This window comes from Kurthia sp. ISK08 (assembly GCF_046159805.1).
GTDB classification, from domain to species: Bacteria; Bacillota; Bacilli; order Bacillales_A; family Planococcaceae; genus Kurthia; species Kurthia gibsonii.
This window is the reverse complement of the sequence record NZ_JBJXHL010000001.1, coordinates 409,159-422,654: the sequence shown is the minus strand read 5'-3', so window position 1 is coordinate 422,654 and position 13,496 is coordinate 409,159. Positions and strand designations below refer to the sequence as shown.

General features: G+C 35.4%; 14 protein-coding genes. 11 read left to right on the top strand and 3 right to left on the bottom strand.

Annotation, left to right across the window (positions count from 1 at the left end):
* Positions 1–3 precede the first annotated feature (3 nt).
* The 6 genes from pyc (at position 4) to ACKVQX_RS01985 (ending at position 7,491) form a co-directional block, all read left to right on the top strand.
* Positions 4–3,438, top strand: a complete 3,435-nt coding sequence (gene pyc / locus ACKVQX_RS02010; RefSeq protein ID WP_068455154.1) for a pyruvate carboxylase — start codon at positions 4–6, stop codon at positions 3,436–3,438.
* 149 nt (positions 3,439–3,587) lie between these two features.
* Positions 3,588–4,436: a cytochrome c oxidase assembly protein gene (locus ACKVQX_RS02005; RefSeq protein WP_068455149.1), complete on the top strand. Its 849-nt coding sequence runs from the start codon at positions 3,588–3,590 to the stop codon at positions 4,434–4,436.
* 25 nt (positions 4,437–4,461) lie between these two features.
* Positions 4,462–4,920, top strand: coding sequence for a DUF420 domain-containing protein (locus ACKVQX_RS02000; RefSeq protein ID WP_141272684.1), 459 nt, complete (start codon positions 4,462–4,464; stop codon positions 4,918–4,920).
* Positions 4,921–5,138: 218 nt separating this feature from the next.
* Positions 5,139–6,194, top strand: a complete 1,056-nt coding sequence (locus tag ACKVQX_RS01995; RefSeq protein ID WP_087682442.1) for a CAP-associated domain-containing protein — start codon at positions 5,139–5,141, stop codon at positions 6,192–6,194.
* Positions 6,195–6,245: 51 nt separating this feature from the next.
* Positions 6,246–6,692, top strand: a complete 447-nt coding sequence (locus ACKVQX_RS01990) for a YlbF family regulator (RefSeq protein ID WP_409135975.1) — start codon at positions 6,246–6,248, stop codon at positions 6,690–6,692.
* Positions 6,693–6,753: 61 nt separating this feature from the next.
* A complete protein-coding gene (locus tag ACKVQX_RS01985; protein ID WP_368634211.1) occupies positions 6,754–7,491 on the top strand; it encodes an alpha/beta fold hydrolase in 738 nt (245 codons plus the stop codon).
* Here ACKVQX_RS01985 and ACKVQX_RS01980 read toward each other — a convergent pair.
* Together ACKVQX_RS01980 and ACKVQX_RS01975 are read right to left on the bottom strand one after the other, a co-directional pair.
* Positions 7,475–7,726, bottom strand: a complete 252-nt coding sequence (locus ACKVQX_RS01980) for a hypothetical protein (RefSeq protein WP_068455136.1) — start codon at positions 7,724–7,726, stop codon at positions 7,475–7,477. The genes ACKVQX_RS01985 and ACKVQX_RS01980 overlap by 17 nt on opposite strands.
* Positions 7,727–7,864: 138 nt before the next feature.
* Positions 7,865–8,773: a glycerophosphodiester phosphodiesterase gene (locus ACKVQX_RS01975; protein ID WP_068455133.1), complete on the bottom strand. Its 909-nt coding sequence runs from the start codon at positions 8,771–8,773 to the stop codon at positions 7,865–7,867.
* 135 nt (positions 8,774–8,908) lie between these two features.
* Here ACKVQX_RS01975 and ACKVQX_RS01970 point away from each other — a divergent pair, with 135 nt between their 5' ends.
* Positions 8,909–9,181 carry a YlbG family protein gene (locus ACKVQX_RS01970; protein ID WP_068455130.1) on the top strand — a complete coding sequence of 91 codons (273 nt, stop codon included), beginning with the start codon at positions 8,909–8,911 and terminating at the stop codon, positions 9,179–9,181.
* A 72-nt stretch (positions 9,182–9,253) separates the two neighbouring features.
* On the opposite strand, the gene ACKVQX_RS01965 is transcribed toward ACKVQX_RS01970, so the two are convergent.
* The gene (locus ACKVQX_RS01965) at positions 9,254–9,643 is read right to left on the bottom strand and encodes a methylthioribose kinase (RefSeq protein WP_068455126.1); all 390 of its coding nucleotides are present in this window, start codon (positions 9,641–9,643) and stop codon (positions 9,254–9,256) included.
* A gap of 55 nt (positions 9,644–9,698) precedes the next feature.
* On the opposite strand from ACKVQX_RS01965, the gene ACKVQX_RS01960 reads away from it, so the two are divergent.
* The 4 genes from ACKVQX_RS01960 (at position 9,699) to ACKVQX_RS01945 (ending at position 13,491) form a co-directional block, all read left to right on the top strand.
* Positions 9,699–11,135, top strand: coding sequence for a hypothetical protein (locus tag ACKVQX_RS01960; RefSeq protein WP_343174666.1), 1,437 nt, complete (start codon positions 9,699–9,701; stop codon positions 11,133–11,135).
* 64 nt (positions 11,136–11,199) lie between these two features.
* Complete coding sequence (gene rsmD / locus ACKVQX_RS01955; protein ID WP_285215948.1) at positions 11,200–11,775, top strand: 16S rRNA (guanine(966)-N(2))-methyltransferase RsmD; 576 nt, start codon at positions 11,200–11,202, stop codon at positions 11,773–11,775.
* A complete protein-coding gene (gene coaD / locus ACKVQX_RS01950; RefSeq protein WP_068455117.1) occupies positions 11,768–12,250 on the top strand; it encodes a pantetheine-phosphate adenylyltransferase in 483 nt (160 codons plus the stop codon). The genes rsmD and coaD overlap by 8 nt, the downstream gene beginning before the upstream one ends.
* 188 nt (positions 12,251–12,438) lie before the next feature.
* Positions 12,439–13,491: a SepM family pheromone-processing serine protease gene (locus ACKVQX_RS01945; protein WP_068455114.1), complete on the top strand. Its 1,053-nt coding sequence runs from the start codon at positions 12,439–12,441 to the stop codon at positions 13,489–13,491.
* Positions 13,492–13,496: the final 5 nt, after the last annotated feature.

Below are 13,496 nucleotides of genomic sequence, written 5' to 3'. Positions count from 1 at the left end.
TTAATGGCAATTCAAAAAATTCTTGTAGCGAATCGTGGCGAAATCGCGATTCGTGTGTTCCGCGCATGTACAGAAATGAAAATTCGTACAGTCGCAATTTATTCTCGAGAGGATAGCGGTTCATATCATCGTTATAAAGCAGATGAAGCTTATCTTGTTGGGGACGGCAAAAAGCCAATTGATGCTTATTTAGATATCGAAGGAATTTTAGACATTGCAAAAGAGTCTGGTGTAGATGCGATTCACCCAGGCTACGGTTTTTTATCTGAAAACTTAGAATTTGCAAAACGTTGTGAAGAAGAAGGTATCATTTTCATTGGCCCAACTTCAAAACATCTTGATATGTTTGGGGACAAAGTAAAAGCACGTGAACAAGCTGTTTTAGCTGATATTCCAGTTATTCCAGGTTCAGGTGGTCCTGTGGATTCAATTAATGATGTTCTTGCTTTTGGTGAAAAGCATGAATATCCGATTATGATTAAAGCGGCACTTGGCGGTGGCGGTCGTGGTATGCGTGTTGTACATAGTGCAGATGAAGCGCAAGAAGCATATGACCGTGCTAAGTCAGAAGCAAAAGCAGCATTCGGTTCTGATGAAGTATATGTTGAGAAGTACGTTGACCGTCCAAAACACATTGAAGTTCAAATTCTAGGTGATAAAAACGGAAATATCGTACATTTATATGAGCGTGATTGTTCAATTCAACGTCGTCATCAAAAAGTAGTTGAAATTGCGCCTTCAAACTCATTATCAGATGAATTACGTCAGGATATTTGTAACGCAGCTGTGAAGTTAATGAAAAATGTCGATTACTTAAATGCAGGAACAGTAGAATTTTTAGTATCGGGCGACAAGTTTTACTTCATCGAAGTAAATCCACGTGTGCAAGTAGAGCATACGATTACGGAGATGGTAACAGGAATTGATATTGTCCATGCGCAAATTTTAATTGCAGATGGTCACGATTTACATGACGATGTATTACAAATTCCAGCGCAAAAAGATATTCCTTTATTTGGTTATGCAATTCAATCACGTATTACAACGGAAGATCCACAAAATAACTTTATGCCAGATACAGGAAAATTAACTGTATATCGTTCAAGTGGCGGTTTTGGTGTTCGTTTAGATGCAGGTAATGGTTTCCAAGGTGCAGTCATCTCACCACATTATGATTCATTACTTGTAAAATTATCAACGTGGGGTAATACATTTAAAGAAGCAGCAGAGAAAATGGATCGTAACTTACAAGAGTTCCGTATTCGTGGTGTAAAAACGAATATTCCATTCCTTGAAAATGTAGTACGTCATGAAAACTTTATCAATGGAGATTTCAATACGAGCTTTATTGATACAACACCAGAATTATTAAACTATAAGTCAGCGCGTGACCGTGGTAATAAGTTATTGAGTTACATTGGCAATGTTACTGTAAACGGTTTCCCAGGGATTGCAGATGGTCAAAAACCAATTCTACCACAACCGCATAAGCCAAAAATTCAACTATTAAATGAGATTCCAACAGGTACAAAGCAAATTCTAGACGAAAAAGGTCCAGAAGGTTTAGTTCAGTGGATTAAAGAACAAAATGATGTGTTATTAACAGATACAACGATGCGTGATGCACACCAATCATTACTTGCAACACGTGTACGTTCAAAAGACTTATATGAGATTGCAGATTATACAGCGCAAATTATGCATAATTTCTTCTCACTAGAAATGTGGGGCGGTGCGACATTTGATGTAGCTTATCGTTTCCTAAAAGAAAATCCATGGGAAAGATTACGTGTATTAAGAGAAAAAATGCCAAACGTATTATTCCAAATGTTACTTCGTGGTGCGAATGCAGTTGGCTATAAAAACTATCCAGATAACGTCATTCGTGAATTCATTAAAGAATCAGCTAAAGAAGGAATCGATGTATTCCGCGTATTCGATAGCTTAAACTGGTTACCAGGTATGCAAACAGCAATCGATGCAGTACGTGATAGCGGTAAAGTGGCAGAAGCAACAATGTGTTATACAGGCGATATCTTAGATGATACACGTACAAAATACACAGTAAATTACTACAAACAATTAGCGAAAGATTTAGAATCAGCAGGTGCACATATCATCGCAATTAAAGATATGGCAGGTTTATTAAAACCAGAAGCAGCATACCAATTGATTACAGAGCTAAAAGAATCAACAGATTTACCAATTCACTTACACACGCATGATACAAGTGGTAACGGTATTTACTTATATGCGAAAGCGATTGAAGCAGGTGTAGATATTATCGATACAGCAATCGGTTCGATGGCAGGCTTAACATCTCAACCAAGTGCGAACTCGTTATATTATGCAATGAAGGGTAGTAAACGCCAAGTACGTGCTGATATTGAAGGAATCGAAAAATTATCGTACTACTGGGAAGATATCCGTAAATACTATAAAGATTTCGAAAGTGGCATGAATAGCCCGCATTCAGAAATTTATGTACACGAAATGCCAGGTGGACAATATTCAAACTTACAACAACAAGCAAAAGGTGTAGGTCTTGGCGATCGTTGGGATGAAGTGAAGAAGATGTACTCAGATGTGAACTTACTATTTGGTGATGTTGTAAAAGTAACACCATCTTCAAAAGTAGTAGGCGACATGGCATTATTCATGGTACAAAATGATTTAACAGATGAAAATGTAATTGAAAAAGGACAAACAATTGACTTCCCAGATTCAGTTATTGAATTCTTCCAAGGATACTTAGGTCAACCAGTAGGTGGATTCCCTGAAGAATTACAAGAGGTTATTTTAAAAGAGCGTGAAGCAATTACAGTACGTCCTGGTGAATTACTAGAAGCAGTCGATTTTGATGCAGTTAAAAAAGAATTAGACGAAAAATATAATCGCGATATGACACATCAAGATGTACTTGCATATGTACTATATCCAAAAGTATTTGAACAATACATGACAACATATGACCAATTTGGCAATGTGTCTGTATTAGATACACCAACATTCTTACATGGTCTACGTTTAGGTGAAGAAATTGAAGTAACAATCGAAAAAGGTAAAACGCTGATTATTAAATTAGTATCGATTGGTGAACCACAACATGATGGAACACGCGTTATTTACTTCGAACTAAACGGACAACCACGTGAAATCGTTGTTCAAGATTTAAATGTTGAAGTTTCTGGTGAGAAAAAACCAAAAGCAGATCCATCAAATCCAAACCAAATCGGCGCAACAATGCCAGGTACAACATTAAAAGTAGTTGTATCACCAGGTAGTCGCGTACGTCGTGGTGAACATTTATTAATCACAGAAGCAATGAAGATGGAAACAACTGTACAAGCACCGCGTGACGGTATTGTAAAAGAAATCTTCGTTAAAGAAGGCGAAGCAATTTCGACAGGTGACTTATTAATCGAATTGGAAGACTAATTGCACCTTAAAACGCTGTTATTGAACAGTAATTTATGTTAAATTACAGTTCACACTTTAGACACAAAATAAAAAGGCGCTTATGACATAAGATGTTATAAGTGCCTTTTTGTGTATAATAACATGTAGAAAGAAATAGGAGGTGTAAGATGTTTTTATCGCTATTTGGTTTTCGCGAATTGTGGAGTCCGGGAATGATGATTGTTTGTCTTTTTGTCCTCAGTATTTATCTACTGATAACAATCAAGTGGCGAAAAGATTTTAAAAACAGTACGCCTTTAAGTATTTCAGAAGCTTTCTCTTTCATTCTGGCACTACTATTTTTATATGCTGTAAAAGGCGCACCTATTCAAATAATGACCTATCTTATTTATACAGCCTATACTATTCAGACAGTGATTTTATTTGTTCTCGTTCCTTTTTTAGTGGTGAGAGGAATACCGAACTATTTACTCGCCTATATTCGTTCTACACCCTTTGTATCAACTTTATTATGTTCGCCCATTTATTTGAGTGTGGTGTGGAGTATTCTATTTGTGTGTAGACAAATTCCGATTGTGTTTGATTACTTACGCCTACATGAAACAGCAGAGAGTATCTATACGATTCTATTGTTTACATGTTCGTTTATTTTCATGTGGTCAATGAAAGGGAAACGATTCAACTTAGTTTGGAAGCCGCTCCTACTCATATATATTGTGATGACATTAGTTGCGTCCATCGTCTTTTTTAGTCCGGTAGATTTGTATAAGACATATACAGATGGTGCAATGTGGATGCAAGCAATGGCCTTATGCGTTCCAGCTGATACGCTGAATCAATTAAGCGCTTTTTCAGGACCATCATTGTTCACAAATATGACACCAAAACAAGATCAACAATTAGGCAGTAAGCTAATCCAAGTTATACAAACCATTATTTTTGGTATAATACTAATTGCAATGCGATGGAATCAAAAAAGTCGCACATTCAGCACATCACAACACTGTGATGACTAAAATTTGATATAAGGAGCAAAAACGTATGTTACCTATTTTACCAACGATTAGTACATTCTTTATTGTATTAAGTGCAGTGCTTATCGCAATCGGCTGGATTCAAGTAAAGAATAGAAAAATTGAAGCGCATAAAAAGACAATGACAGCAGCAGCAATTTCTGCATTAACATTCTTTATCATTTATGCTTCTCGTACGATATTTATTGGAAACACAGCATTTGGCGGACCTGAAGATTTAAAAGTATATTACACAACATTCCTTGTATTCCATATTATTTTAGCAACAACAGGAGCGGTATTTGGAATCGTGACATTAATTGCAGGTTACACGAACAATCTTGTACGTCACCGTAAAATTGCACCAATCACATCCGTTATATGGTTTTTTGTAGCAATTACAGGTGTAGCAGTATACTTATTACTTTATGTATTTTATAAAGGTGGAGAAACAACGTCTGTAATCAAAGCGATTATTAATCCTTAAGTATGTTGGTTTACATATTGAAATAATTGAACAACATATAAAATGAATGTAAGTGAGAAAAAATCGTGCGGTAGCGCGGTTTTTTCTTTGTGTTTTAAAATAAGAGGTTAAACTGTATTCGAGTAGATGGATTATAAAAGATCTTTTACTATTTTATAAGATGTATGAAAGAGTGTTATAATAATAAATAAGAATTTTAAAAAGAAGGAGACAGAATGTTGAAGGCACTATTACGATTTTTAGTACTATTTGTCATTTTATTAATCGGATTTTTCTACTTCGATCAACCTGTAAAAGAAAACGAGCCTCTTAAAGGTCCCACAAAAACAGTGCCGAATACAACTGCGCCTCAGCTATCAGGAGATGTACAGCAACGCCCTAAAACAGGCTGGTCTACATATGTTGGAAAAGATATTTCTACATTTGAAAAGAAAATGGGGCAACCAATTCGCAAAGGCCCTTCAGCTTATGGGTTTACATGGTGGGTATATGGCGACGAAAATCAATATATGCTTGTAGGGGTAGAAAAGGATAAAATTAACCAGGTCTATGTTACAGGTACGAGAGTCGACTTTGCGCCATTTAAAATGGGACAAACACTCGATGAATTATATCGTACAACGATTACAGATATGGAAGTTAATATTAAAATTCAGCAAAATATCTATACGATGGTATTGAGCGAAGAAGATTTACAATCACGTTTATTGATTATGTATAATGGTGTTTTAGCTCAATTGTATTTTGATTCTGCAACGAAAAAACTAATGGCAGTTCGATATATTGATGGTGAGACACTTGTTAAACAGAAGCCATATGACATGACCTATGTGGGCGAAGTCATCGAAACGAAAAAGCCTTCTTCTTTTGAACAAGAAAAAATCAATCAAGAAAATGCGCAACAGTTATTTGAATTATCTAATGTATATCGTGAAATAAATGATTTACCTGCTCTTGAAAAAGATGGGAAATTAAGTGAAGTGACAAGTACACAACTAAAAGGACTTGTAATGGAACGATTAGCGAAATCAGACGCACCTGATACGGATTTGCAATCTTTATTAAAAGAAAATGATGTAGACTTTGAAGAGACTGCTGAAAATATTGCGGAAGATTATGCTGATGCAGCAGATGCAATTAGTGGTATTTTAAATTCTGAAAAACATCGCCAAGATTTACTCAATGTAACATATAACCACTTGGGAACGGCTTCTTTTGAAAATAATTTTGCGCAAATTTTTATTGAACAAAAACCAGAAAGTGACTCAAAATAACATACAACTGCCCCTGTTTTTGATATGATAGTAAAGAAACGGGGGCTTTTTATGAAAATGACATCAGAATGGGTCATGATTTTGGATGAAGTCGATCAATTAAATGATTTAATCCTTAATTCAGACGTACATCGTCAACTAGTTGACGCGACAGAAGCTGTGTACTCAAACCCGTCACTAGTTCAAAAAATTACGGAATTTAACAAAACAAAAGATTTATATGAAGATGTACAGCGTTTTGGTAAATATCATCCGGATTATACAAAAATTATGAAATTAATTCGTACACAAAAGCGCGAATTAGATATGGACGAAACAATTTCAGCTTTAAAGGTTGCTGAAAATGAGTTTCAAGATTTACTTGATGAAATAGGTATCATTATAGGAAAGACCATTTCAGAAGCTGTAAAAGTGCCAGTAAGCAATCCATTTTTCCAAACGGATACGGGATGCGGTGGAAGTTGTGGAACAGGTGGCGGCTGTTCATGCTCAGCATAAAATAAACATGTTGTACGTGTAAAAGCGTACAGCATTTTTTTATAGAAGGAGAAGGGGATTAATGGAATCAATTATAGCATTGCATGGTTTGGGCGGAACAAAAGAAGTGTATTTAGAAGTGCAAAATGAGTTAGCGTCTTTTAACATAACAGCCATTGACTTACCTGGTCATGGAAAACAGCCAACTCTAGAATATTTTACAAAGGAAAGCTTAATTGAATGGCTTACGAAATATGTGAAAGAGCCGACTATTTTTATTGGCTATTCTATTAGTTGTCACATTCTAATTGATTTTGCCTATACATATCCACATCTTGTTGAAAAATTAATATTCATCGATGGTGGTTATTTTTCACCAAAGGATTTTGGACAATCTATTGAAGAAGTCATTGAACAAACAAAAATATTCGTCGACCAATCTCGAGTAAGTTCTGTTGAACAAGTTGTTTTAGATGAACAAAAAGAACTCAGACGCTTTACTGAGGAAATTGCTGAATCGATTCGCGCGCGGTATAAAATCGAGAAAGATGGGAGCGGGTCATTACGAATCCAGCCAGAAGTAGCAGCTGCTTATAGTGAAATTTTTTATGAGGATGATGAAAAAATCCTCTGTGTGCCTATTTTTTTAATCACTGTAACGCAACCAAAAGAATTAACAAATATTCGAATTGCAGCAATCGAAAAGTTAAAACAAAAAACCCCTCAACTTCAACAGATTGAAGTTGAGGGATCCCATGAAATAATTGCTGAAAAACCAAAAGAAATTGCGCGAATCATTCAAACTATCTTGTGTTCATAATAATTATTGGTAATACACCGATTAATAATAAAACAAGTAAATTACCGATAATACTAATTGTTTTTAATCGACCTTTTGATAAAAATGCAAGAATTAATCCGATAATTGATACGATAATCATCGTATTAATCATTAACGTGCTAGGTATCATTTCTTTAGTAATGAATGTAAAAACAAAATAAAAAATAGCGGCTGCGAAGAAGATGACTGCGGAAACAATATCGAGTTTTTTCATCTATTTCAACTCCTTTAGGTGAAAAATTTGTATAAAAACTCTATACTTCTTTACCTTATTTGATAAAAAAAGAAACAAAGCCATAAAAATACAAAAAGAGCTTTAGCATTTTGGAAATGCCAAAGCTCTTTTTTATTTTTACTCTACAATATCAAGTAAAGCTTGCATAGCAAGGTCTGGACGGTCTGTCACAATACCTTTTGCGCCACTTTCAATTAGACGTTTCATCTCATTTACATCGTTAATTGTCCAATAATGAACAGGTACATTCAAGTTATTTAAAAATTGAATGAATCCAGGTGTATCTAATGGTAATACGCCATATTTTGTAGGGATTTGGAATACATCTACTTTTGGACTATAAAGATGACCGAATTGACTTGTAAATGCAGTATAAGCTTTACGAACTTCACCAACACCAGCACCTAAAGCTACTCGGTTTTGAGCGTATAAATTAAAGCGATCAATTTGTTCGTCATGGAAACTTGTAATGACAACTTGATCTTCAGCACCTAATTCTTCGATTAAACGCCATAGTTTAGAAGGCATTAAGCCTCCCTCGTATGTGTTTGGTGCATCCTTCATATCAATATTAATTAACTTATTTGGATAGCGTTCTAATAGTTCACGTAATGTAATAATACGTGCAGGGTCTTCGCGGTATTTTAAATAACCGTCTAAATCTGCAAAATGATAACCAAAATTTAATTCTTTTAATTCTGCTAATGTCATATCTGCAATACGTCCGCTACCTTCACTCACACGATCGACGTATTCATCGTGGAATACGACAATTTCTTCATCTTTTGTTAGTCGGATATCAATTTCAAAGCCATGTACACCTAGGCCCGCAGCTATTTCGAATGCTTCCATTGTACATTCTGGAGCTAGCAACGAACCACCACGGTGAGCAAGTATAATTGGATGCTCATATGTGAGTGCCGTTTTGTTTTCACGTTTTTGTGGATTAGAAAGTGCTTTTGAACCAGCCCATGCTGCTGCACTAGCCGCAGCGATTGCAATGGCTACTTTTGTTTTCTTTCCCATATTCGTCCTCCTCTAATTGCAGACTTCTCTTTCATATTATAACGGAAAGGAGACCCATCTGTCATTTAAACGCTGGTTGATTCTAAATTCTTCGCTATGGTATTCTTGAAACATAGAAATGGGGGTAGCCTACTAATGAAAGAGCGCCAAGGATTAATTGTCTATGTACACCACTTGAAGCAAGCGAAATCTTTACGTCGTTATGGTCATGTACACTATATATCACGTAAGATGAAGTATGTTGTCATTTACTGTGACTATGATGAGATTGAAGCTACAATGAATAAGGTATCTCGTTTACCCTATGTTAAATCGGTTGTGCCATCCTATCGTCGATTTGTAAATACAGAATTTGAAAATGCAAAACCAGATAAAGCAAAAGAGTACGATTATAAAACTGGACTCTAAAACTTTTACTTCTACGGACGATACAAATAGAAAATAGTCATATTTGGCTATGTTTACGTAAGGTCGTGTAGCCTAATGAAGATAAGGAATATAGTGATAAAGTCGAAGAACACCAATTAGGTATTGATAATAAAGCGTTGGATCTACATAAATAGATGAATGCTTTACTTCTAACGTAATCAGTAATTGATCGCGCTCTTTTACAGCGTTTTCGAAAATCTCAAAACGTTTAGATTGTTTTTCAGGATTATATGGAATCCCTTCGCGACAAATATAAATTGGCATGAATTTGCTTTCGCCAACAGGCTTTAGTGCAACTGCAACTGAAGCAACTTTATTACCGTCTTTTTCTGAGACGAAGACGAAGGTATGATGAATTCGATTGTGATTTGTTTTCATTAGCTCACAAAGCTCGAATAAATCACCATAGCCTTGTCCTAGCTCGATAAATCTTTGAATCATTTTTATAACACTTCCTTTCCTAAAACATAGTATCATGATGCAGGAGGATTCGCACATGAAATTTGCAGCCATCTTATTTTCAATCTTGTTATTCATCAATGGTATTCTTCTGTCATTTCAGTACCATGTCTTTTCGACAAATCCAGCTGATACAGAAAAAGCCTTTTCTTATACACAAGATATCGAAATCAAGCATAAAGGAAATGCTTTTTACGTAAAGCATACATTTAAAAATTTACCTGAACAAGAAATGACAATTCTATGGCCGGAAGCTGCAAAGCAAAAGGCTTGTCCAAAAGATGCAGAAGGTAAAGAAGATAAAAAGAACTGTTCACGTTTTAAAAGTAATGTGAATGGTTTTAAAGAAGGAACCGAGACCACACAGTCTATCTCATATCGTATCCCACTTCCTAAAGGTGGTCTTGAATCAGGGAAGTTATATGACGAGATGTTCCTTACGTTGAAACAAGGGATTGTTTTGAACACGAAGTTGCAAATTATTGATGAAAACCGTAAAGGTGGTCAATGGTTTACGGGACTTCCGAAAATCGGAGAACAGTCACTTAATTTAGTAGACTATGCTTACTTCACAGGTAACGGTGGGGTGTATGAACTGTATTGGTCGAAAAATAAATTGAAGAAAGCGTTCGAGAGTGATGAATTAACCGTTTATTCAACGCGAACGCAGCCTGCTAATTTAACAAAAGCTTTATCAAAATTAGAGTTATTGAATAGTAACCATATGGATATTATCGAAACACCTTCTAATCAAAAAAGCGGTAGCCGTATTTTATTTACGAATACGCTTGAAAAATCAGCACTGCAAGAACGTGTAGCAGTAACGCAAGTAAAGAGGAAATACCAAATTAATCAACAAGATCAAGTGCTATCGAGTGTATTAGCATCATTTGAAACGAATACACTGATTGGAAATTCAAAAGCCCAAACAATGGTTAAAACATTAAATGATTATTTTAGTTCGAATCAACGAACACAATGGAAAGATGGTTTACAAGAATTAGAAGGTAAGAAAGTGACATCTTCTGTATTGGACAAACTGCTGAGCGATATTTTACAGTTAAAAACATCTTATTTCCAAATGAATGAAGCGAATGCGAAAGCAGTTGTGCCACTCATGTTTGAAGAAAAACGTCCGATTTATGTGAATGGACAAAAAGTGGATAATGTCAAAATTATATTAAAAGATGATATGATACTCTATACAGCAAACCCATTATTAAAACAATTAGGATATGATGCACGAATTGGAGAGAATGGATATTATGTGAAGAATGCTTCACGCTCGTTCCGATTCCCAGGAGAGCCATATGATTTTTATGTTTATAATGATTTGCGACAGGACGTTCCAGGTGTTCAGCCGCTTATTAAAATAGCAGGAACCTATTATGTGGAAGAAGGTTGGTTAATCAAGCTATTCCGTACAATACCTGAGAAAAAAGAAGATCGTATTGAACTAAACGAACAAAAATAATGTACAATAATAGTCAGTGGGGCCGTCCTCACTGATTATTATTTTATAAAGGCTTGGTGACAAAATGAGAGTAATTTCTGGCGAACGAAAAGGAATGCCACTGAAAGCAGTAAATGGTGTAACGACAAGACCTACGACAGATAAAGTGAAAGAATCACTATTTAATATATTAGGTCCTTTTTTTCATGGAGGAACTGTGTTAGATTTATTTGCAGGTAGTGGTGGACTTGGTATTGAAGCGCTAAGTAGAGGGATGGAAAAAGGCGTATTCATTGAAAAAGATAGTCGTGCATTTCAAAATTTAAAAGAAAATATCCAGAAATGTCGCTATGAAGATCGTGCAGAAATCTATCGTAATGATGCAACAAGAGCTTTGAAGCACCTCATTAAAAGAGAATTTCAAGCGGATTTAATCTTTTTAGATCCACCATATAAAAAGCATGTTTATTATGATTTAGTAAAAGAATTAATTACACATAACATCATTCATCCAGATGGCGTGATTGTTTGTGAACATGATTTTGAATTACAGCTACCTGAGCAAGTCGAAAACTTTACAAAATATCGTGAAGAAAAGTATGGTAGTACGATTATATCGTTCTATCGACTGATGGAGGAAGAGGGGGATGAACGTGGATAAGATTGCAGTCGTTCCAGGCAGCTTTGACCCGATTACAAATGGTCATTTAGACATCATTCAACGTGCAGCAGATATTTTTGATGTGGTCTATGTAGCCGTTATGAACAATTCAGCAAAAAAACCATTGTTTAATGTAGAAGAGAGAATCGATTTAATCCAACAAGTAACAAAAGATATGCCGAATGTAAAAGTAGAGTCGTCTTCAGGTTTATTAATTCATTATGCGAAAGAAAAAAATGCGCATGTCATTGTTCGTGGATTACGTGCTGTTTCGGATTTTGAATACGAAATGCAAATTACATCAATGAACCGTTATTTAGATCATCATATTGAGACGTTTTTCATTATGACGAAGAATCAACATTCATTTTTAAGCTCAAGTATTGTAAAAGAAGTATCACAGTACGGTGGCGATATCGAGAGCCTTGTGCCTGCGATTGTGAATAAAGCTTTAAAAGAGAAGTTTAAAGCGTAATATAAGGGTAAAAGAACAGTCATAACAACTTATCTAAGTTGGTGGCTGTTTTTTTGAAAAACCATGAGAACAAATGTTTCTTTTCTGGGTAGAAAACTATCTACAAGACAGAAAAAAATGATAGAATAAAAAAGAAGTGGAATCAAAATATTCATCAAAACGTCCATTTATATCGAAAGAGGAGGTGCATGAGGGTGTCGAAAAAGAAGTTTGCCTTATTTTTAGTCATTTTAGCTATGATTGTGACGTTTTTTGTCTATCCTTTAAACTATTACATTATGTCTCCAGGAGCGGCATATGATTTAACGAAGTATGTGAAGGTAGAGGATGCGAAAACGCCGACAGATGGATCACTCAGTATGATGACTGTAGCTGTAAGTGGGGCAACGCCTTTTACATATGTATTGGCGAAGTTCTCAGATGAAAAAGATATTTTAAAAGAAGAAGAAGTACGTGCACCAGAAGAGTCCGATACAGAGTATAATTTACGACAATTGAAGCTCATGACCGACTCGCAGTTTAATGCGAAATATATGGCCTTTAAAACGCTAGGAAGACCATATAAAGTAGACTACAAAGGTGTTTATGTGATTTATGTGTTAGAAAATGCGGCTGCCTCAAATGTTTTAAAAGCAGGAGATGAAGTAACAGCAATTGATGGTGAGAAAATTAAAACACACCAACAATTAGTTGATTACTTAGCAGACAAAAAAGATGGCGAGCGTGTAAGCTTAACATTTAAACGTGATGACAAAGTTTATACAAAAGATGTCACGTTAAAACCAATACCAGGTGCAAAAGGTAAGATTGGTCTAGGTATTACGTTCTCAGACAGTAAATCCATTTCCACAACACCAGAAGTGAAGATTGATTCAGATGAAATTGGTGGACCTTCAGCTGGTTTGATGTTCACGCTTGAAATTATCGATCAATTAACAACAGGTAATTTAGCAAAAGGTTATAAAATTGCTGGAACAGGTGAGATGTTGGAGAATGGTAAAGTCGGACGAATTGGTGGTATTGATAAAAAAGTCATTGCCGCAAACAACCAAGGCATCGAAATCTTCTTTGCGCCAGATGATGAAATTACACCTGAAATGAAAAAAGCAGTTCCAGATATTCAATCAAACTATGAACTTGCAAAAGAAACAGCTGAAAAAATTGATAGTAAGATGAAAATCGTTCCTGTGAAAACATTAGATGATGCGATGGCTTATCTAAATGAATTAAAACAAAAATAAAAAAT

Excerpts from the sequence above, each read along its gene's own strand:
- pyc (WP_068455154.1), top strand. The coding sequence starts at position 4 with ATGGCAATTCAAAAAATTCTTGTAGCGAATCGTGGCGAAATCGCGATT.
- ACKVQX_RS02005 (WP_068455149.1), top strand. The coding sequence starts at position 3,588 with ATGTTTTTATCGCTATTTGGTTTTCGCGAATTGTGGAGTCCGGGAATG.
- ACKVQX_RS02000 (WP_141272684.1), top strand. The coding sequence starts at position 4,462 with ATGTTACCTATTTTACCAACGATTAGTACATTCTTTATTGTATTAAGT.
- ACKVQX_RS01990 (WP_409135975.1), top strand. The coding sequence starts at position 6,246 with ATGAAAATGACATCAGAATGGGTCATGATTTTGGATGAAGTCGATCAA.
- ACKVQX_RS01985 (WP_368634211.1), top strand. The coding sequence starts at position 6,754 with ATGGAATCAATTATAGCATTGCATGGTTTGGGCGGAACAAAAGAAGTG.
- ACKVQX_RS01980 (WP_068455136.1), bottom strand. The coding sequence starts at position 7,726 with ATGAAAAAACTCGATATTGTTTCCGCAGTCATCTTCTTCGCAGCCGCT.
- ACKVQX_RS01975 (WP_068455133.1), bottom strand. The coding sequence starts at position 8,773 with ATGGGAAAGAAAACAAAAGTAGCCATTGCAATCGCTGCGGCTAGTGCA.
- ACKVQX_RS01970 (WP_068455130.1), top strand. The coding sequence starts at position 8,909 with ATGAAAGAGCGCCAAGGATTAATTGTCTATGTACACCACTTGAAGCAA.
- ACKVQX_RS01965 (WP_068455126.1), bottom strand. The coding sequence starts at position 9,643 with ATGATTCAAAGATTTATCGAGCTAGGACAAGGCTATGGTGATTTATTC.
- ACKVQX_RS01960 (WP_343174666.1), top strand. The coding sequence starts at position 9,699 with ATGAAATTTGCAGCCATCTTATTTTCAATCTTGTTATTCATCAATGGT.
- rsmD (WP_285215948.1), top strand. The coding sequence starts at position 11,200 with ATGAGAGTAATTTCTGGCGAACGAAAAGGAATGCCACTGAAAGCAGTA.
- ACKVQX_RS01945 (WP_068455114.1), top strand. The coding sequence starts at position 12,439 with ATGAGGGTGTCGAAAAAGAAGTTTGCCTTATTTTTAGTCATTTTAGCT.